Source organism: Rhizobium anhuiense (assembly GCF_003985145.1).
Lineage (GTDB): Bacteria > Pseudomonadota > Alphaproteobacteria > Rhizobiales > Rhizobiaceae > Rhizobium > Rhizobium anhuiense.
Window position 1 is genome coordinate 78,828 of the sequence record NZ_ML133524.1, and the last position, 20,586, is coordinate 99,413.

Sequence of the window (20,586 nt, forward strand, 5' to 3'; positions counted from 1 at the left end):
TGATTTTCGGACGTAAACACTGAAATCCGGCCGCGGCGACGCGGCCGGATTTTCGTTTATGGCGATAGCGTGGGGAGTAGAAATGGGCGGCACTTTGCCACTGTGTACCGCAAGCGAGACGGCATAGAGCGCTTCACTATCGCTCGGCTCGACGCCGGCGAAGAGCGACCATCATCCCCGGTAGCGATCAGGCCGCCGGCGGATAGAGCAAGTCGACGATGTAGCTGGCGTCGAAACGGGAATCGAGCATGCCGTAGGTGGAGCGCCAGCCGCCGGCAAGGCGCGTCTCGATGAAGGCATCGGCAATGCGCCCGGCGCCCAGCCGATAGAGTTCGGCGGCACCGGCAGCCAGCGCCAGTTGCTCGACCAGCAGGCGCGCGGCGCCCTCGTCCTGTTCACACAGCGCGATTGCGGCGCGCAACACGTCGATCGTCTTCTTGCCGGCAGGGCCGAGATCGCGGGCAAGGCCGGCGAAGACGGTTTCGAACAGATCCTTGCCACGGTTGAGCACACGCAGCACGTCGAGCGCCATGACGTTGCCGGAGCCTTCCCAGATGGCGTTGACGGGCGCCTCGCGGTAATGGCGGGCGATCGGGCGATCTTCGATGTAGCCGTTGCCGCCGATGCATTCCATCGCCTCGTAGATCAGCGCCGGCGCGATCTTGCAGCACCAGTATTTGGCGACCGGCGTCATGACGCGGGCATAGGCCGCCTCCTCGGCATTGCCGCGCGCCTTGTCGAAGGCGTCGGCAAGACGGAAGGACAGCGCCGTCGCGGCGGCGACATCGAGCGCCATGTCGGCGAGCACGCGCGTCATGATCGGCTGGTTGACCAGCATCTTACCGAAGACGCTGCGGCCGCGGGTGTGATGCACGGCTTCGGCAAGCGAGGCGCGCATGATGCCCGATGAGGCCAGCGCACAGTCGAGCCTGGTCAGCGTCACCATATCGAGGACGGTGCGGATGCCGGCATCCGGACCGCCGAGCAGGAAACCGAATGTGTCTGTAAACTCGACCTCGGAAGAGGCGTTGGAGCGGTTGCCGACCTTGTCCTTCAACCGCTGGAACTGCAACCCGTTGGCGGAACCATCTTCCAGAAGGCGCGGCACGAGAAAGCAACCCATGCCCTCCTTCGTCTGCGCCAGCATGATGAAGGCATCGCTCATCGGCGCGGACATGAACCATTTGTGGCCGGACAGCCGGTAGATACCCTCGCTGACCTTTTCGGCAGCGCTCCTGTTGGCGCGCACATCCGTGCCGCCCTGCTTTTCCGTCATGCCCATGCCGATGGTCACGGCGGATTTCTGCATGGCGGGCTTGTTCGACGAATCATATTTGCGCGAGAGGATCTTTGGCGCCCAGTCCTTTTGGACAGCGGGCGAAGCCGACAGCGCCGCAACCGAGGCGCTGGTCATTGTCAGCGGGCAGAGATGGCCGGATTCCAGCTGTGACGTCAGATAAAACCGCGCGGCGCGAACCTTATGCGCCTCATCCTTGGCCTCGGTATCGGCCTGCGGGTCCCAGACGGAGGAATGCAGCCCGACCGACATGGAACGGCGCATCAGCGCGTGCCAGGCGGGATGGAACTCGACGACGTCGAGGCGCTCACCGCGCGGACCATGGGTGCGCAGCTGCGGCGCGCCCTGGTTGGCCATGCGCGCCAGTTCCTGCGCCTCCGGCGAGGTGACGTAGCGGCCCATATTTTCCAGGTCTTCGCGGATGCCGCGCGGGAGGGCCGCCGTCAGGTCGACGATCAGCGGATCGGATCGATAGGCGTTGATGCCGGACCACAGGCTCGGCTGGTTGAGTTCTGCGAGTTTGTCGTCAGTCCGGTTGGCGGAGGTCATAATTCGCTTCTAGTGTAAGAACCCGGCAAAGGGAAACCGGAAGTTATGATTCGGTTCATTCTGCTCTATCGGAATTCGGGCGAAAATGCATGGGGACATAAGCCTTTGCCCACAGCGCATGCTTGCCCCGGCGGGCAGCACTCTTTATAGACCCGCCAGAGACAGCAAGAGGCAAGGTCATGGTCTTTTTCCCCCACCGCCACCTCATCGGCATCAAGGGCCTCACCGAGCAGGATATCACCTATCTTCTCGACAAGGCGGATGAGGCCGTCAAGATCAGCCGCCAGAGAGAAAAGAAGACGTCGACGCTGCGCGGGCTGACGCAGATCAATCTCTTCTTCGAGGCATCGACCCGCACGCAGGCCTCCTTCGAGCTTGCCGGTAAGAGGCTCGGGGCCGACGTCATGAACATGTCGGTCGGCAATTCCTCGGTGAAGAAAGGCGAAACGCTGATCGACACGGCGATGACGCTGAATGCCATGCGCCCCGACGTGCTGGTGATCCGCCATTCGAGCGCAGGTGCCGCCGCCCTTCTCGCCCAGAAGGTCTCCTGCTCGGTCGTCAATGCCGGCGACGGGCAGCACGAACATCCGACCCAGGCGCTGCTCGACGCGCTGACGATCCGTCGCGCCAAGGGCAAGCTGTCGCGCATCATCGTGGCAATCTGCGGCGACGTGCTGCATTCGCGGGTGGCGCGCTCCAACATCCTATTGCTCAACGCGATGGGCGCCCGCGTCCGTGTCGTCGCACCTGCAACCCTCCTGCCCGCCGGCATCGCCGAGATGGGCGTCGAGGTCTTCCATTCGATGAAGGAAGGGCTGAAGGACGCCGACGTCGTGATGATGCTGCGGCTGCAGCGCGAGCGCATGTCCGGCGCCTTCGTGCCTTCGGTGCGCGAATATTATCACTTCTACGGACTCGACGCCGAAACGCTGAAAGCCGCCAAGGAGGATGCGCTGGTCATGCATCCCGGCCCGATGAACCGCGGCGTCGAGATCGCGTCTGAGGTGGCGGACGGGCCGCAGAGTGTGATCGCCGAACAGGTGGAGATGGGGGTGGCGGTGCGCATGGCGGTCATGGAGACGCTGCTCGTCTCGCAGAACCAGGGTCCCCGCAGCGATGGAATGATGGCATGAGCAACCCGATCGTCCTCAAGAACGTCCGCATCGTCGATCCCTCGCGCAACCTCGATGAAGTCGGAACGATCATCGCCGAAAACGGCGTGATCATCGCCGCCGGCCATGCGGCGCAGAATCAGGGCGCGCCTGATGGCGCCGTCATCCGCGACTGCACGGGCCTTGTGGCGACGCCCGGCCTCGTCGATGCGCGCGTCCATATCGGCGAACCCGGCGGCGAGCATCGTGAGACGATCGCCTCGGCGAGCCGGGCGGCGGCGGCCGGGGGCGTCACCTCGATCATCATGATGCCGGACACCGATCCCGTCATCGACGACATCGCGCTCGTCGAATTCGTCAAGAAGACGGCGCGGGATACGGCCGCCGTCAATGTCTATCCGGCAGCCGCCATCACCAAGGGCCTTGCCGGCGAGGAAATGACCGAGATCGGCCTGTTGATGCAGGCCGGCGCCGTCGCCTTCACCGATGCCCATTCCAGCGTCCACGACACGCAGGTGCTGCGCCGGATCATGACCTATGCGCGCGAATTCGGCGCCGTCATTTCCTGCGAGACGCGTGACAAATATCTCGGCGCCAACGGCGTCATGCATGAGGGGCTTTTCGCCAGCTGGCTCGGGCTCTCCGGCATTCCCAGGGAAGCCGAGCTCATCCCGCTCGAACGCGATCTCAGGATCGCCGAGCTGACGCGCGGACGTTATCACGCCGCGATGATCTCGGTGCCGCAATCGGTCGAGGCGATTGAACGCGCCCGCAGCCGCGGCGCCAAGGTGACCTCAGGCATCTCGATCAACAATCTGGCGCTCAACGAAAACGACATCGGCGAATACCGCACCTTCTTCAAGCTCTATCCGCCGCTGCGACCGGAAGACGACCGGGTGGCGATGGTCGAGGCCCTTGCCAGCGGCGCGATCGACATCATCGTCTCCTCGCATGACCCGCAGGACGTCGATACGAAGCGCCTGCCCTTCGCCGAGGCGGAGGACGGCGCGATCGGGCTCGAAACCATGCTGGCGGCGGCGCTGAGGCTTTACCATGGCGGCCAGGTGAGCCTGATGCGCCTGATCGACGCCATGTCGACCCGCCCCGCCGAGATTTTCGGCCTCGCCGCCGGCACGCTGAAGCCGGGTGCGGCGGCCGATATCGCGCTGATCGATCTCGATGAGCCTTGGCTTGTCGCCAAAGACATGCTTCTCTCCCGTTCGAAGAATACGCCGTTCGAGGATGCGCGCTTCAGCGGACGGGCGGTCGCGACATACGTCTCGGGAAAGCTTGTCCACGCAATTTAGGAGACGGCTGGACCGAGGATAGGCCACGGAGGGCCGAGGGGGCATATGTTATCCAATCTCATGTCATGGCAGATCACCCTGCCGATCGCGCTTGCCGCCGCCGTCATCGGATATCTCTTCGGCTCCATTCCTTTCGGCCTGATCCTGACGCGTGCGGCCGGCCTCGGCGACGTGCGCAGCATCGGCTCCGGCAATATCGGCGCGACAAATGTGCTCAGAACAGGAAACCGCAAGCTCGCTGCGGCGACGCTGCTGCTCGATGCGCTGAAGGCATCGGCGGCGGCCTGGGTCGTCGGTTATTTCCTCGGTGAGGAGGCGGCGATCATCGCCGGCTTCTTCGCCTTCATTGGTCATCTCTTCCCGGTCTGGATCGGCTTCAAGGGCGGCAAGGGTGTCGCCACCTATATCGGCACCCTGCTCGGCGTCGCGCCGATCATGGTCGTGCTCTTCGCCGCCGTCTGGCTGGCCGTCGCCTTCACCACCCGCTACTCCTCGCTGTCGGCGCTGGTCGCCATGCTCGTCATCCCCGTTGCGCTGTGGATCCTGGGCAACGAAAAGGTTGCGGCCGTCATGGCGATCATGACCCTGATTTCCTACTGGAAGCACAAGGCGAATATCTCGCGGCTGATGGGCGGGACGGAAAGCAAGATCGGGGCAAAGGGATAATGGATGCGCTGAGCGCGGGACCAAAAGGCGTCGTGCTGACCGAACGGCAAAGAATTGCCTGGCTGCGCCTCATCCGCTCCGACAATATCGGCCCCGCCACCTTTCGCGACCTCATCAATCATTTCGGTTCGGCCGAAGCAGCGCTTGCCGCATTGCCGGAGCTTTCGGCGCGCGGCGGCGCCACGCGGGCAATTCGCATCGCCAGCGAGGCCGAAGCACATCGGGAACTGGAGGCAGCGCATCGTTTCGGCGCCCGCTTCGTCGGCATCGGTGAGCCGGACTATCCGCAGGCACTGAAACAGATCGACGGCGCACCGCCGCTTCTCGCCGTCAAAGGCGCGCTTGCCGCCGCCAAACGACCGGCTGTCGGCATCGTCGGCTCCCGCAATGCCTCGGTCGCAGGCGCGAAATTCGCGGCGATGGTGGCGCGCGACTGCGGCAGGGCGGGTTATACCGTGGTCTCGGGTCTAGCCCGCGGCATCGACACATCAGCCCACCGGGCAAGCCTCGACACAGGCACCATCGCCGCCCTTGCGGGGGGTCTCGACCAGCCCTACCCGCCGGAGAATATCGGCTTGCTCGAAGAGATCACCGACGGCAACGGCCTGGCGGTCAGCGAGATGCCCTTCGGCTGGGAGCCCCGCGCCCGCGACTTTCCGCGCCGGAACCGGCTGATCGCCGGCATTGCGCTCGGCCTCGTCGTCATCGAAGCAGCGACACGTTCGGGCTCGCTGATCACGGCGCGGCTTGCCGGCGAGTTCGGTCGCCTGGTGTTTGCCGTGCCCGGCTCCCCCCTCGATCCGCGCTGCCATGGCACCAACGGCCTGCTGAAGGACGGTGCATCGATCGTCACCGCCCCCGTCGATGTCGTCGAGGCTTTGGCGCCGCTTGCGCAATTCGACCTGTTCCCGTCATCGATGGCAGAGGAACCGGCGCGTGAGGGCAAGGCAATTTCGGTGCCACCCGGCGATCCCGACCGAACCCGCGTCATCGATGCGCTCGGGCCGACGCCGGTCGAGATCGACGACGTCATCCGCCATACCGGTCTGTCGGCATCCGCGGTCTATCTCATCCTTCTGGAACTCGATATATCGGGCAGGCTGCAGCGGCATCAGGGCGGGTTCGTCTCGCTTTCCGATTGAACTTTGCACGATATCGCAGAATTGCCGCCCCCTGTGTCGAAAACCTTCGACAACCTATCTAAGATTGCATTTCCCCGATACACTCCCTTCGGCTGCACCGGATGCAAGAACTAAAATTGTAGCAAACCCCTTGACCGCGGCGATTTCCCTGTCCATGTCGGAGGGCCGGGATCCATCTTTCGGTGTGTGTCGCGCTGGCTTCAACGCTGGCGTCGTTTCCTTTTTAGAGAATCATCATGAATGTTGTAGTGGTGGAATCGCCTGCCAAGGCCAAGACGATCAACAAGTATCTGGGTCCGGGATACAAAGTGCTCGCCTCCTTCGGCCATGTGCGCGATCTGCCTGCCAAGGACGGCTCAGTTCTTCCTGATCAGGATTTCGAAATGCTTTGGGAGGTCGATAGCGCCTCCGCAAAGCGGATGAAGGATATTGCCGATGCGGTGAAATCCTCCGACGGCCTTTTTCTCGCGACCGACCCGGATCGCGAAGGCGAAGCGATTTCCTGGCACGTTCTCGATATGCTGAACAAGAAGCGCGTGCTGAACGGCAAGCCGGTCAAACGCGTCGTCTTCAACGCCATCACCAAGAAGGCGGTGCTCGACGCGATGGCCGATCCGCGCGACATCGACGTGCCGCTGGTCGACGCCTATCTGGCGCGGCGCGCGCTCGACTATCTGGTCGGCTTCAATCTTTCGCCGGTGCTGTGGCGCAAGCTGCCCGGCGCCCGGTCGGCCGGCCGCGTCCAGTCGGTGGCGCTTCGCCTGGTCTGCGACCGTGAATCCGAGATCGAACGCTTCATTTCGGAAGAATACTGGAACATCTCAGCCCTTCTGAAGACACCGCGCGGCGACGAGTTCGAGGCCAGGCTGGTTTCGGCGAATGGCAAACGGCTGCAGCCGCGCGCGATCGGCAACGGCGAGGATGCCGGCAAGCTCAAGGCATTGCTCGAAGGCGCAAGCTATATCGTCGACTCGGTCGAAGCGAAACCGGTCAAGCGCAATCCCGGACCGCCGTTTACGACCTCGACCCTGCAGCAGGCCGCCTCCTCCAATCTCGGCTTCTCCGCCTCGCGCACCATGCAGATCGCCCAGAAGCTCTATGAAGGCGTCGATATCGGCGGCGAGACGGTCGGTCTCATCACCTATATGCGAACCGACGGCGTGCAGATGGCGCCCGAGGCGATCGATGCGGCGCGCCGCGCCATCGTCGACCAGTTCGGCGAGCGCTATATGCCCGAGAAGGCGCGCTTCTATTCCACCAAGGCCAAGAACGCTCAGGAAGCGCACGAAGCGATCCGTCCGACCGATTTCTACCGCTCGCCCGACCGCGTGCGCAAATTCCTCGATGCCGATCAGATCCGCCTCTACGACCTGATCTGGAAGCGCGGCATCGCCAGCCAGATGGCGTCGGCCGAAATCGAGCGCACGACGGCTGAAATCACCGCCGACAACAAGGGCGAGAAGGCCGGGCTGCGCGCCGTCGGTTCGGTCATCCGCTTCGACGGTTTCATCGCCGCCTATACCGACCAGAAGGAGGACGGCGAGCAGAGTGACGACGGCGACGAGGATGGCCGCCTGCCGGAGATCAATGCACGCGAGACGCTCGCCAAGCAGAAGATCAATTCGACGCAGCATTTCACCGAGCCGCCGCCACGCTATTCGGAAGCCTCGCTGATCAAGAAGATGGAAGAACTCGGCATCGGCCGCCCCTCCACCTATGCCGCGACGCTGGCGACGCTGCGCGACCGCGACTATGTGACGATCGACAAGCGCAAGCTGATCCCGCAGGCCAAGGGCCGGCTGGTGACCGCTTTCCTCGAAAGCTTCTTCACCAAATATGTCGAATACGATTTCACCGCCGATCTCGAAGAGAAGCTCGACCGGATTTCCGCCGGCGAGTTGAACTGGAAGCAGGTGCTGCGCGATTTCTGGAAGGATTTCTTCGCCCAGATCGAGGACACCAAGGAGCTGCGCGTCACCAACGTGCTCGATTCGCTGAACGAGGCGCTGGCGCCGCTCGTCTTCCCGAAGCGCGAGGATGGCAGCGATCCCAGGATCTGCCAGGTCTGCGGCACCGGCAACCTGTCGCTGAAGCTCGGCAAATACGGCGCCTTCGTCGGCTGCTCGAACTATCCGGAATGCAACTACACCCGCCAGCTCTCTTCCGAAAACGGCGGAGAGGCGGACGGTGCTGCCCTCAACGAGCCGAAGAACCTCGGCACCGATCCGACGACCGGCGAGGAGCTGACGCTGCGCTCCGGCCGCTTCGGTCCCTATATCCAGCGCGGCGACGGCAAGGAAGCCAAACGCGCCTCGCTGCCGAAGGGCTGGAAGCCCGAGGATATCGACTATGAAAAGGCGATGGCGTTGATTTCGCTGCCGCGCGATATCGGCAAACATCCCGAATCGGGCAAAATGATTTCATCCGGCATCGGCCGCTACGGGCCGTTCCTCCTGCATGATGGCTCCTATGCCAATCTGGAAACCGTCGAGGACGTGTTCTCGGTCGGCCTCAACCGTGCCGTGACCGTCATCGCCGAAAAGGCGAACCAGGCGCCGGGCCGAGGTTCGCGTGGGACACCGGCGGCGCTGAAGACGCTTGGAGATCATCCTGATGGCGGCCCCATCACCGTTCGCGACGGCAAGTACGGACCTTACGTCAATTGGGGCAAGGTCAATGCGACATTGCCGAAGGGCAAGGACCCGCAGGCGATCACCGTCGAGGAAGCGCTCGCGCTGATCACCGAAAAGGCCGGCAAGGCGCCTGCAGGCAAGACGGCAAAGGCGAAGGCCAAGCCGAAGGCGGCGGCCGCCGAAGCCAAGACCACCAAGACGGCGGCCAAGCCGAAGGCAACGAAGGCGAAAGCGCCGGCGAAATCGAAAAAGGGCTGACGTGAGCAGGATACCGCGCGAAAGAACAAATCCCGCGGGCAAGCGCCCCGGCAAGACAGGCCGCCCGGGCAAGGATGCTCCCGCCGTCGAGCCGCTGAACATCGTCCACGGCGCCCTGCCTTCGCGCGAGGTGATCCTGCGCTTCATCGCCGATCATCCGCAGAAAGCCTCCAAACGCGAACTCGCCAAGGCTTTCGGCCTGAAGGGCGACAACCGCGTCGAGCTCAAGCACATGCTGCAGGAACTCGAGCAGGAAGGCATGCTGCAGAAGAACCGCAAGTCGCTGATCCGTCCCGGTGCGCTGCCGCCCGTCACCGTTCTCGATATCACCACGCGCGACAAGGATGGCGATCTGATCGGCCGGCCGGCGGAATGGCCGGAAGACCAGGGCGTCGCACCCGCCGTCGCCATCCGCCAGCAATCGCCCGCAGGCCGCCAGGGCAAGGGCAAGGCGCCCGTCGCCGGCCTCGGCGACCGCATCCTGGCAAAGATCTTCCCGGCCGTCGATCGCGGCGGGCCGGCCTATACGGCGCGGATCATCAAGGTGATCGACAGGCGCCGCGGCGCCTCGATGGGCGTCTTCCGCACCGCACCCGGCGGCGGTGGCCGGCTGCTGCCGATCGAACGGCGCGGCGAGGAAATGGTGATCGATCCCGACTTCACCGGCGGCGCCGCGGACGGCGACCTGGTCGAAGTGGAAGTCGCCCGTCTAGGCCGCTTCGGCCTGCCGCGCGCCAAGGTGCTTTCCGTCGTCGGTTCCGTCGGTTCGGAAAAGGCGATCTCGATGATCGCCATCCATGCACACGGCATCCCGCATGTCTTCCCGCCTGCGGTCATCGCCGAGGCGGATGACGCCAAGCCTGCCAACATGTCGCATCGCGAGGATTGGCGCGACGTGCCGCTGATCACCATCGATCCGGCCGACGCCAAGGACCATGACGATGCGGTCTATGCCGAGCTCGACCCCTCGCCCGACAATCCCGGCGGCGTCCTCGTCACCGTCGCGATTGCCGACGTTTCCTGGTATGTCCGCCCCAATTCGCCGCTCGACCGCGAGGCGCTGAAGCGCGGCAACTCGGTCTATTTCCCGGATCGCGTCGTGCCGATGCTGCCGGAGCGCATCTCCAACGACCTCTGCTCGCTGAAGCAAGGCGTCGACCGCCCGGCGCTCGCCGTGCGCATGAGCTTTTCCGCGGAAGGCCGCAAGATCGGCCACACCTTCCATCGCATCATGATGAAGAGCGCCGCAAAGCTCTCCTACCAGCAGGCGCAGGCGGCGATCGACGGCAAGCCGGACGATCAGACCGGACCGATGCTCGAGCCGATCCTGAAGCCGCTCTGGCACGCCTATGAGGTGATGAAGCGCGGACGCGACCGGCGCCAGCCGCTGGAACTCGACATGCCGGAGCGCAAGATCCTGCTGAAGCCCGACGGCACGGTCGACCGGGTCTTCGTGCCGCCGCGGCTCGATGCGCACAAGCTGATCGAAGAAATGATGATCCAGGCGAATGTCTGCGCCGCCGAGACCCTGGAAAAGAAACGCCAGCCGCTGATCTACCGCATCCATGACGGCCCGACGCTCGCCAAGCAAGAAATCCTGCGCGAGTTCCTGGCGACACTCGGCATCTCGCTTGCCAAGGGCGGCAATATGCGCGCCAACAGCTTCAACGGCATTCTGGCGAAGGCGGACGGTACGCCGCACCAGACGATGGTCAACGAGATGGTGCTGCGTTCGCAGAGCCAGGCGATCTACGGTCCCGAGAATATCGGCCATTTCGGCCTCAACCTGATGAAATACGCCCACTTCACCTCGCCGATCCGCCGCTACGCCGATCTCATCGTGCATCGCGCCCTCGTCGGTTCGCTGGGCTTCGGCGAAGGCGGCATTACGCCCGACGAAGAGGCGGCACTCGACGATATCGCCGCCGAAATCTCGACCTTCGAGCGCCGCGCCATGGCCGCCGAGCGCGAGACGGTCGACCGGCTGATCGCCCATCATCTGAGCGGCCGCGTCGGCGAGGAATTTGCCGGGCGGGTCTCGGGCGTGACGAAATCGGGGCTTTTTGTCGCCTTGCCGGACTATGGCGCCGACGGCTTCGTCCCTATATCTACGCTCGGCACCGATTATTTCATCTATGACGAGGCGCATCAGGCGCTGTCGGGGGAACGAACGGGGCTCGGCTATCGCCTGGGCGACAGCGTCACCGTGAAGCTTGCCGAAGCGATCCCGCTTGCCGGCGCGCTGCGTTTCGAGATGATCAGCGAGGGCCGCGAGATGCCGACGGCGGTGCGCTCCTTCCACAAAGCGGGCCGCCGCGACAGGGGCCAGGTCCGCAAGAAACCCGGAACGAGGCCGCCGCGCGGACGGCACTAGCCCACCGGCTCGAAAATCGGAATCGATTTTCGAAAAGCGCGATGCAAGGATTGAAAGAGTTAGAGCGTTCTTTGTGCGTCCGAAAGGACGCACGGGGCTCTATGTCCGAAAGAGGAACAGGCGATGATCACACCGACCGATCCGGCGGTCCGCTACGGAGATGCGCCCGAGGTCGAGCGTCCGGTTGGGCGCTCGGTCATGCGCGGGCTGATGAACCGCTGCCCGGCCTGCGGTAACGGCAAGCTCTTTCGCGCCTTCCTGAAACCGGTCGATCATTGCGCGGCCTGCGGCGAGGCGATGCATCACCAACGCGCCGACGACCTGCCGCCCTATATCGTCATTCTCGTCCTTGGCCACGTCGTGGTCGGCGGCTATATGCTGACCGACCTGACTTTCGTGCTGCCGGTCTGGGTGCACCTTGCCATCTGGGCGCCGATCACCGTCATCACAGCGCTCGCCTCGATCCAGCCTATCAAGGGCGGCGTCATCGGCCTGCAGTGGGCGCTGCGCATGCACGGTTTCGGCGGGGAGAGTGATGGTGCGGACGATTATGACATCCCCGGCCGGCCGGATTAGAGCATGTCGAGCAAAAGCGCGAGCCGCGAATCTGAAAGATCGCGACGCACTTTAGCGCCTTCACCTTCCAGACATATTTAACGTGTAGTGCCAGCGCTCCACCGATCACCACCCGAACGCGGCAGCCGACGATCCTCAACGACTTGACATGGTACGCTTTTCTTGTCTGAACAGGCTTCACATTCCGCAGGTGGTCACTCACATCGGAAATACTGCGAAACGCTGCCCGTCACCTGGATTTGGCACGCCTGTGTCTTTCTATGCGAGGTGACAGGCCGGTTCGCTCGCGTAGCTTTCTAAGGATGGATAAATGTCTCAGCCGAGAAACGGCACACCGGGCGATGTCGAGGAAATCCATTGGCCTTCTCTGGTGGCAGCCATCTCGTCCATATCAGCCGTCGGCATAGCAATCGGCCTCGGACTCCCGCTTCTCAGCATCATCCTCGAAAAACGCGGCATCTCGTCCACCTTGATCGGGCTCAACACGGCGATGGCCGGGGTTGCGGCGATGGCCGCCGCACCAATCACCACCAAGCTTGCCCATAAATACGGCGTTGCGCCGACGATGCTCTGGGCGGTGCTGATTTCGGCGCTGAGCGCGCTCGGTTTTTATTACGCCGAGGATTTCTGGATGTGGTTTCCGCTGCGTTTCGCCTTCCATGGCGCGACGACGACGCTGTTCATCCTCTCCGAATTCTGGATCAATGCCGCTTCGCCGCCTTCCAAGCGCGGCTTCGTGCTCGGCATCTACGCGACGGTGCTTTCCCTTGGCTTTGCGGCCGGGCCGCTGCTCTTTTCGATCCTCGGCAGCGACGGCATCTTCCCCTTCCTGATCGGCGCCGCCGCCATCCTGCTTGCCGCCATCCCGATCTTCATCGCCCGCGACGAAAGCCCGGTGCTCGAGGAAAAACCGGAGCTGCATTTCATGCGCTACGTCTTCCTGGTGCCGACGGCGACGGCGGCGGTCTTCATCTTCGGCGCGGTCGAAGCGGGCGGGCTGTCGCTTTTCCCGATCTTTGCCGTGCGCGCCCATTTCACCGAATCGCAGGCAGCACTTCTGCTGACCATGATGGGTGTCGGCAACGTCATCTTTCAGATCCCGCTCGGCCTGCTCTCCGACCGCATCGGCGACAAGCGGCCGCTTCTGGCTGCCATGGCGCTGATGGGGTTCATCGGCTCGATGATGCTGCCGCTGCTGGTCGACAACTGGCTGCTGATGGCCGGGCTCCTGCTTTTCTGGGGCGGCTGCGTCTCCGGCCTCTATACGGTCGGACTCAGCCATCTCGGCTCGCGGCTGACGGGTTCCGACCTTGCGGCGGCCAATGCTGCCTTCGTCTTCTGTTATGCGATGGGAACCGTGGCCGGGCCGCAGGCGATCGGCGCGGCGATCGATGTCGCTGGAAATAATGGTTTTGCCTGGGCGATTGCCGCCTTCTTCGGCCTGTACGCGCTACTTTCCGGCATCAGACTGATGTTCATTCGAAAACGGACTTGACTTTTCGGGCTGGATTCGTAGTTTCGCGCCAGAATTTGCCGTGGAGCCCATCCGGCTTCCACGGCTTTCATTTTCTTAAAGGCAGGACGACCATGGCCAAGGCTACAACAATCAAGATCAAGCTGCTGTCGACAGCCGACACCGGTTTCTTCTACGTCACGACGAAGAACAGCCGTACGATGACGGACAAGATGACGAAGACGAAGTACGACCCGATTGCTAAGAAGCATGTCGAGTTCAAGGAAACCAAGATCAAGTAATCGCTTGAGCTGACGGATTTCAAAAAAGCGCGCGCTTTCGGGTTGCGCGTTTTTTATTGTCCGGATGATCGTCTTTGAGAGATGATAGCGCAAACAGACAAAACGCCGCCCTTCCATCTTCGGGAAGTGACGGCGTTTTTGTGAAAGGGGGTCGGCCAGCATGCAAAACGGCACGAGGAACCGCTATAACTTGCCTACTAGCCGACCGACCCCACGACCCAGGAGATGCGGCGGACCTGAGCATCATGGGGTATCGACAACTCCTCAACGGGAGCGCTTCTCTTATGAGCCGATAATTTGCGCAGAAATGAAAGAAAATCAACAAATTCTTAATGGTGAAATTTGTTAGCCTGATTCTATGGTTAAAAGTCCAGATTTGGGACATACAAAGATTTGTCGGCTCTGCTTGGGCTTGAAGCCTAGAGTTGGACCATCCCAAGAAATTCGACAATATAACTTAACAACTTACGCCTCCCCTCCCCTTACGTGAGGTGACGTCGCCGCAGTCTATTTGGCCCTTCCGGCGACAGGCATTTTTTATAGTCTCAATTTCATCTTGAGCCAGCGGCCAGACATCCTCAACACTGTCGCAGGTCGACATATCCGCAGCAACGCCGATGGTCCATTTTTGGGCTATTGAGTTGCAAAATTTTCGCCCCGCATTGCATAAGCGAAGATTAAAAATCGGTAACGATTGGCTTACAGCGGTGGAAAACCCGCAAATGGTGCCTATGGCGGCAACTGATTCGTCAGGCGGCTGCGGCGACCACGCGGTTGCGGCCGGTATTCTTGGCCTCGTAAAGGGCCAGATCCGCCTGTTTCATCAGCTGGTCCGGGGTCAGTACCGCCGCAATCCGCGAGGCGATGCCGAAGGAAGCGGTGACGTTCAGCGCTTGGCCGGCGTGTTTCAGCATGAAGGGAGCGCTTTCGATCGCCGCGCGCAGACGCTCGGCTACAGTGGCGGCAATTTCCGGCGAGGTGTCGGGCATCACGACGACGAATTCCTCGCCACCGTAGCGGCAGGCGAGATCGGCGCCACGGATGGTCGAACGGACGCGATTTGCGAATTCGCGCAGCACTTCGTCGCCGCCGTCATGGCCGTAGGTGTCGTTTACCTGCTTGAAGCGATCGATATCGGTGATCAACACCGAAAGAGGTCGGCCCCGGGCCATCGAACGGTTGAAGAGTACGTTCAGATGGTTGTCGAGATAGCGCCGGTTATAAAGGCCGGTCAGCGGATCGGTGACGGCAAGCTCGATCGTCTGCTTGACGCTGGCGCGCAGGCGGTCGTTGTAGCGCTTGCGGCGGATCTGCGTCAGGCTGCGGGCAACAAGCTCGTTGGGATCGACCGGGCGGATGATGTAATCGTTGACGCCGAGATCGAGCGCGCGCACCACCATGTCGTCCGCGCCCTGCTCGGTGATGATCAAAATCGGCAGGAAGCGCGTGCGCTCCAGCGAGCGCAGCTGCGAGCAGAGGCGAAGCGGATCGTAGTCATCGAAATTGGCATTGACGATGACGAGATCGAAGGCGCTTTCGGCCGCCTCGAAGAGGGCAGCCTGCGGATCGGAAAGGGCAAGCACGTCGGCGACCGGCTTCAGCGCCTTGACGAGGCGCTCCTGCGAATTGGCGCGGCCGTCAACGAGCAACACTTGAGCGGTCTCATCGGCGCGGCCCTCGCCTGCCCGCGCGAGGTCGTCGATGCCCATCGTATGGGCGGTATCGGAGCGGATGCGCAGCTCGTCGCTCAACGTCTTCAGCCGCAGCAGGCTCTTCACCCGAGAGATCAGCTGCAGATCGTTGACCGGCTTGGTGAGGAAATCATCGGCGCCAGCCTTCAGGCCGCGCACGCGATCGGCCGGCTGGTCGAGCGCGGTGACCATGACGACTGGAATATGGGCTGTCTTCTGGCTCGCCTTCAGCCGTTCGCAGACCTCGAAACCGTCTATGCCGGGCATCATGATGTCGAGCAGGATGAGATCGACCTGGTTGCGCTCGCAGATCGCCAGCGCCGTGTAGCCGTCGGCTGCGGTCATCACGTCGAAATACTCCGCGAGCAGCCGCGCCTCAAGCAGCTTCACGTTGGCCGGAATATCGTCAACCACCAGTATTCGCGCAGTCATAAGTGTCTTTCCGATGCGTCAAGCATCGCCCAGATAGGTCTTGATCGTCTCGATGAATTTTGGAACCGAGATCGGCTTGGAAACATAGGCCTCGCAGCCGCCCTGGCGGATCCGCTCCTCGTCGCCCTTCATCGCGAAAGCCGTGACGGCGATGACGGGAATCACATGCAGCTCGTCGTCTTCCTTCAGCCATTTGGTGACTTCGAGGCCGGAGACCTCGGGAAGCTGAATGTCCATGAGGATGAGATCGGGGCGATGCTTGCGCGCCAGATCCAGCGCCTCCATGCCGTTTCGGGTCTGGATCGTGGTATAACCGGACGCCTCGATGAGGTCGCGAAAGAGCTTCATGTTGAGCTCGTTATCTTCTACAATCATCACCTGTTTGGGCATGACAAGCTGTCCCTACGTCCGTTCGCGCAGCGGTTCGTCCCATGAGAAAGGCACATGCGGACAAAAGCTGCGTGAAACCGATAGCGCACGCTACCGGTATTTGGTTGAAGAAAAGGTAACTTACCCCGCGAAATGCAAAGCAACTTCAAGACATCGAAACAACTGGCAGCCGACCCGCACGAGACGGCGATTGCCGTGCTCGGCTGGCTTGCCGGCGATCCCGACATGTTCGGCCGCTTTCTCGCCCTGACGGGTGTGGCGCCCGGCCAGGTGCGCAACGCCGTCAACGATCCGGGATTTCTCGCCGGCATGATGGATTTCCTGATGAACCACGAACCGACGGCCTTGGCCTTCTGCGCGGCAAGCGGCATAAGCCCGGAGACGGTGACCGCCGCCTGGCGGCATTTCTCTTCGCCGGGCCTCGATTCCGGAGAATACTGACCGTGACCTCCGGGGAATTCGACATCTCGCATATTCGCCTCGGCGAACGGCCGCTGATCGTCTGCGACGTCGACGACGTCGTGCTGCAGTTCATCGGTCCCTTCCAGCTTTTCCTCGAGAGCCAGGGGCATGCGTTTCTGCCGCGATCGTTCCGGCTTCACGGCAACATCGTCTCGCAGGCGGATGGCACGGAGATCGAGGATCAGCAGGTCAGTCGGCTGATCGAGGAGTTCTTCGAAGCGCAGGAGCAGTGGCAGACGCCGCTCGATCGCGTCGTCGAAACGCTCGACCGGCTTTCCGAAGAGGCCGATGTGCTTTTCCTGACGGCCATGCAGCCGCGGTTCCAGGACCAGCGCCGTCGCCTGCTCGACAGGATGGGCCTGCTTTTTCCGCTGCTTGCCACCGAACAGCCCAAGGGGCCGATCGTTCACGCCTTGCATGCCAGCCGCTCCCTTCCCGTCGTCTTCATCGATGATATGGCGCGCAATCTGCATTCCGTCAGGGATCACGTCGCCGATTGCCTGCTCATTCATCTGATGCCGAACTCACCTGTCCATCGTTTCGCACCGGCGGCCGCCGATGACATTACCCGCGCTACGGACTGGACGCATGTGGCCGAACTCATCGAGGCGCATTTTCTGTCCGGCGCGGTCACTCGCGCAGTTCCAGCCGCATGAGCGGACGGCCGTCCTTGCGCCGCGCCACCGTTTCGAAACCGGCGGCATCAAAGATCGCCGTCGAACCGATGCAGAGCGTCACGGATTTCGACTGCTTCACATGATCGATCGGGCAGGCTTCGAGCAGCCGCGCTCCCTGGCGCCGGGCATGATCAATCGCGGCGGCGAGCAGGCGATGGCTCATTCCCTTGCCGCGCAGTTTGGGCAGCAGGAAAAAGCAACTGACGGCCCAGATGGACGGATCATGCGCATCGTCTTCCTCCAGCGGCCGCGAGACGGTGCGCGGCGAATTGAACTGTGGCACGTCATGACGCGGCCCGACCTGCACCCAGGCGACCGGCGCGCCGTCGGCATAACAGAGGATGCCCGGCGGCGGGCCTGCCTTGATCCGCTCCCGGATATGCGCCTTGCGCTCGTCGGGCGCCATCTCGGTCCTGATCGCATGCGGCAGGCGCAACGCAACGCACCAGCAGTTATAGAAGGCACCCTGCGGCCCGAACAGGATTTCGAAGTCGTCCCAGCGCTCTGAGGTGACCGGTTCGAAACGAAGGTCGTTATCCAAAGGCAAAGCTCCCGCGTCTCTTGTGACTCGGAAGCTTAAGGCGTAATGTCCCGGCGTTCAATCTTTGTTCTCATCATGACGCCTGCGCCTGACAAGACACCCGGCTTTTGTCGCGACTGCCTTGCCGAGCAGAAGGGCGAGGCGCGCCGTTGCGTTTCCTGCGGCAGCCCCCGTCTCGTACGCCATCGTGAACTCTACGCATTGACGCTTGCGCATATCGATTGCGACGCCTTCTACGCAGCAGTGGAGAAACGCGACAATCCGGAACTTGCCGACAAGCCCGTCATCATCGGCGGCGGCAAACGCGGCGTGGTGTCCACCGCTTGTTATATCGCCCGCATCCACGGCGTGCGGTCGGCCATGCCGATGTTCAAGGCGCTGGAGGCGTGCCCGCAGGCGATCGTCATCCGCCCCGACATGGAAAAATATGTCCGGGTCGGGCGGCAGGTGCGGACCATGATGCAGGATCTGACGCCGCTGGTGCAGCCGCTGTCGATCGACGAGGCCTTTCTGGAGCTTGGCGGCACCGAGAGGCTGCATCACGATCCGCCGGCGCGCACGCTCGCCAAATTCGCCCGCCGCGTCGAAAAGGAAATCGGCATCACCGTTTCGGTCGGGCTTTCCTACTGCAAATTTCTCGCCAAGGTCGCCTCCGACCTGCAGAAGCCGCGCGGCTTTTCCGTCATCGGCCGTGAGGAAGCGGTCGAATTCCTGGCGCCGCGTCCGGTCACCACGATCTGGGGCGTCGGCAAGGCTTTTGCGGCGACGCTGGAAGCGGACGGCATCCGCACCATCGGCCAGTTGCAGCAGATGGAGGAGAACGACCTGATGCGCCGCTATGGCAGCATCGGCCAGCGGCTCGCACGGCTGTCGCGCGGCATCGACGACCGCGAGGTGCATCTCAACGATGCGGCCAAAAGCGTTTCGTCCGAGACGACCTTTTTCGACGACATCTCGCGTCATGAGGAGCTGGTGCCGATCCTGCGCAACCTCTCCGAAAAGGTCTCCTGGCGGCTGAAGAAAAGCGGCATTGCCGGCCAGACCGTGGTGCTGAAGATGAAGAGCGCCGATTTCAAATCGCGCACCCGCAACCGCAAGCTCGAAGACCCGACCCAGCTTGCCGACAAGATCTTCCGCACTGGGCTCGAGCTTCTCGAAAAAGAGACCGACGGCACGAAGTTCCGACTGCTCGGCATCGGCGTCACCGATCTCGGCGACGCCGCCCGCGCAGATCCGCCCGACCTCATCGACCAGCAATCGGGCCGGCGGGCGGCCGCCGAAGCGGCGATGGACAAGCTGCGCGACAAGTTCGGCACGAAGACGGTCGAGACCGGCTACACCTTCGGCAGCGGCAAGCGCGATCACTAGCGCGTGAGGGCAACATCAAGCCCGGCCTATAAAATCTTCCTTAAACTTCGTCCCATAATCTGCCGGGCAGTATTGCGTATGGTTGGGTATCATGTTCTCGCGTCTCGTCTTCGGCCTCGGCTTGCTGTCGGCCACCGCACTCGTGCACCCTGCTCTCGCTGCGGATGCGCGCACGCTGCAGATCATCGTCTCGAAGGACAAGCAGTCGCTTGCGGTCTATGATGGCACCGAGGTCGTCGCGACCTCGAAGGTCTCGACCGGCAAGGACGGTCACACGACGCCGAGCGGCATCTTCTCGGTGCTCGAGAAGCAGAAATACCACGAATCCAATCTCTATTCGGCCGCCCCGATGCCGTTCATGCAACGGCTGACCTGGTCCGGCATCGCGCTGCATGAATCGAATTCGGTGCCGCGTTATCCAGCCTCGCATGGCTGCGTGCGTATGCCCGGCGCCTTCGCCAAAATGCTCTATGGCATGACCGACCCCGGTGTTCCCGTCATCATCAGCGACGGCGAAGTCGTGCCGCAGCCGATCGACCACCCGACCCTTTTCCATCCCGACGCACCGGCGGCCATGCCGCTGCTTTCGGATGTGGAGCTGCGGCCCTCCATGCCCGACAGCCCCGGGATACCAGTGCAGGTGGCAATGAACGACACGGCTGCGATGCCGATGCCGGCAATACAGCCGGCCGCAACACCCGAACCCGAACCGCCGTCCGAGCCGATCAGCATGCTGATCACGCGCCGGACGCTGCGCGAGACGGTGATCGACATCCAGACCCTGCTCAACCAGCTCGGCTTTTCCGCCGGCGATCCGGACGGCTTGCTCGGCCCGTCGACCGTGCAGGCGATCAAGGATTTCAGGGCGCTGCGGCCGGCGGAATTTGCCGGCGACAGGAGCCTGGTCTCCGACACGCTCCTCAAGGAAGTCTATGCCGCAACCGGCAAGGGTGCGCCGCCGAATGGTGTCATCATGGTGCGGCAGGCCTTCAAGCCGATCTTCGAAGCGCCGGTGACGATCGCCGATCCGGGCTTGGCGCTCGGCACACATTTCTTCACGCTGCACGCGGTCGATGAAAAGGCCGGTACGGCGGACTGGCTCGGCATCACGCTCGAGAACAATCTCTCCCGCGAGACGATGAAGCGGCTCGGCATCACCAATCAGGAAAGCTCGATCGTCACGGGCAAGCCGATCGCCCGTTCACTCAGCCGCATCACGATCCCCGACGAGACCCGCCGCAGGATCGATGCGCTGATCGCGCCCGGCTCGACACTGACGATCTCCGATACCGGCCTCGGCCGGGAGACCGGCGAAGGCACGGATTTCATCACGATCACCCGCGGGTGACGCGG

General features: G+C 62.8%; 17 protein-coding genes. 13 read left to right on the top strand and 4 right to left on the bottom strand.

Going from position 1 to position 20,586, the window contains the following annotated elements; all coding sequences use genetic code 11:
• Positions 1 to 187: 187 nt before the first annotated feature.
• Positions 188 to 1,846, bottom strand: a complete 1,659-nt coding sequence (locus EEQ99_RS13685; protein WP_097595134.1) for an acyl-CoA dehydrogenase family protein — start codon at positions 1,844 to 1,846, stop codon at positions 188 to 190.
• A gap of 179 nt (positions 1,847 to 2,025) precedes the next feature.
• Between EEQ99_RS13685 and EEQ99_RS13690 the strand changes: the two genes are divergently transcribed.
• The 9 genes from EEQ99_RS13690 to rpmG all read left to right on the top strand — a co-directional run bounded on the left by EEQ99_RS13690 (position 2,026) and on the right by rpmG (position 13,672).
• Positions 2,026 to 2,982, top strand: a complete 957-nt coding sequence (locus EEQ99_RS13690) for an aspartate carbamoyltransferase catalytic subunit (RefSeq protein ID WP_007626148.1) — start codon at positions 2,026 to 2,028, stop codon at positions 2,980 to 2,982.
• On the top strand, positions 2,979 to 4,268 hold the full coding sequence (locus tag EEQ99_RS13695) for a dihydroorotase (protein ID WP_048338644.1): 1,290 nt from the start codon (positions 2,979 to 2,981) through the stop codon (positions 4,266 to 4,268). The genes EEQ99_RS13690 and EEQ99_RS13695 overlap by 4 nt, the downstream gene beginning before the upstream one ends.
• Before the next feature lie 45 nt (positions 4,269 to 4,313).
• Positions 4,314 to 4,934, top strand: a complete 621-nt coding sequence (plsY, locus tag EEQ99_RS13700) for a glycerol-3-phosphate 1-O-acyltransferase PlsY (protein WP_048338645.1) — start codon at positions 4,314 to 4,316, stop codon at positions 4,932 to 4,934.
• Positions 4,934 to 6,076 (top strand): DNA-processing protein DprA, encoded by a 1,143-nt coding sequence (gene dprA / locus EEQ99_RS13705; protein ID WP_097595133.1) that lies wholly within the window; start codon positions 4,934 to 4,936, stop codon positions 6,074 to 6,076. The genes plsY and dprA overlap by 1 nt, the downstream gene beginning before the upstream one ends.
• Before the next feature lie 236 nt (positions 6,077 to 6,312).
• Positions 6,313 to 8,967: a type I DNA topoisomerase gene (topA, locus tag EEQ99_RS13710; RefSeq protein WP_097595132.1), complete on the top strand. Its 2,655-nt coding sequence runs from the start codon at positions 6,313 to 6,315 to the stop codon at positions 8,965 to 8,967.
• 1 nt (position 8,968) lies between these two features.
• On the top strand, positions 8,969 to 11,341 hold the full coding sequence (gene rnr, locus EEQ99_RS13715; protein WP_097595131.1) for a ribonuclease R: 2,373 nt from the start codon (positions 8,969 to 8,971) through the stop codon (positions 11,339 to 11,341).
• Between the two features lie 123 nt (positions 11,342 to 11,464).
• Positions 11,465 to 11,917 carry a DUF983 domain-containing protein gene (locus EEQ99_RS13720; protein ID WP_047616564.1) on the top strand — a complete coding sequence of 151 codons (453 nt, stop codon included), beginning with the start codon at positions 11,465 to 11,467 and terminating at the stop codon, positions 11,915 to 11,917.
• 310 nt (positions 11,918 to 12,227) lie between these two features.
• The gene (locus EEQ99_RS13725) at positions 12,228 to 13,412 is read left to right on the top strand and encodes an MFS transporter (protein WP_063474318.1); all 1,185 of its coding nucleotides are present in this window, start codon (positions 12,228 to 12,230) and stop codon (positions 13,410 to 13,412) included.
• Positions 13,413 to 13,504: 92 nt separating this feature from the next.
• On the top strand, positions 13,505 to 13,672 hold the full coding sequence (gene rpmG, locus EEQ99_RS13730; protein WP_003587245.1) for a 50S ribosomal protein L33: 168 nt from the start codon (positions 13,505 to 13,507) through the stop codon (positions 13,670 to 13,672).
• 749 nt (positions 13,673 to 14,421) lie between these two features.
• On the opposite strand, the gene EEQ99_RS13735 is transcribed toward rpmG, so the two are convergent.
• Positions 14,422 to 15,795, bottom strand: a complete 1,374-nt coding sequence (locus tag EEQ99_RS13735; RefSeq protein ID WP_063474317.1) for a PleD family two-component system response regulator — start codon at positions 15,793 to 15,795, stop codon at positions 14,422 to 14,424.
• Between the two features lie 18 nt (positions 15,796 to 15,813).
• Positions 15,814 to 16,185, bottom strand: a complete 372-nt coding sequence (locus tag EEQ99_RS13740; protein ID WP_003547430.1) for a response regulator — start codon at positions 16,183 to 16,185, stop codon at positions 15,814 to 15,816.
• A gap of 132 nt (positions 16,186 to 16,317) precedes the next feature.
• On the opposite strand from EEQ99_RS13740, the gene EEQ99_RS13745 reads away from it, so the two are divergent.
• Complete coding sequence (locus EEQ99_RS13745; protein WP_047616556.1) at positions 16,318 to 16,626, top strand: DUF3572 domain-containing protein; 309 nt, start codon at positions 16,318 to 16,320, stop codon at positions 16,624 to 16,626.
• Positions 16,627 to 16,628: 2 nt separating this feature from the next.
• Positions 16,629 to 17,303, top strand: coding sequence for a hypothetical protein (locus EEQ99_RS13750; RefSeq protein WP_097543037.1), 675 nt, complete (start codon positions 16,629 to 16,631; stop codon positions 17,301 to 17,303).
• Here EEQ99_RS13750 and EEQ99_RS13755 read toward each other — a convergent pair.
• Positions 17,278 to 17,865, bottom strand: a complete 588-nt coding sequence (locus EEQ99_RS13755; RefSeq protein ID WP_127430618.1) for a GNAT family N-acetyltransferase — start codon at positions 17,863 to 17,865, stop codon at positions 17,278 to 17,280. The two genes, EEQ99_RS13750 and EEQ99_RS13755, sit on opposite strands and share 26 nt — an antisense overlap.
• A 75-nt stretch (positions 17,866 to 17,940) precedes the next feature.
• Here EEQ99_RS13755 and EEQ99_RS13760 point away from each other — a divergent pair, with 75 nt between their 5' ends.
• Together EEQ99_RS13760 and EEQ99_RS13765 are read left to right on the top strand one after the other, a co-directional pair.
• The gene (locus EEQ99_RS13760; RefSeq protein ID WP_047616550.1) at positions 17,941 to 19,233 is read left to right on the top strand and encodes a DNA polymerase IV; all 1,293 of its coding nucleotides are present in this window, start codon (positions 17,941 to 17,943) and stop codon (positions 19,231 to 19,233) included.
• 91 nt (positions 19,234 to 19,324) lie between these two features.
• The gene (locus tag EEQ99_RS13765) at positions 19,325 to 20,581 is read left to right on the top strand and encodes a L,D-transpeptidase family protein (RefSeq protein ID WP_047616549.1); all 1,257 of its coding nucleotides are present in this window, start codon (positions 19,325 to 19,327) and stop codon (positions 20,579 to 20,581) included.
• Positions 20,582 to 20,586: the final 5 nt, after the last annotated feature.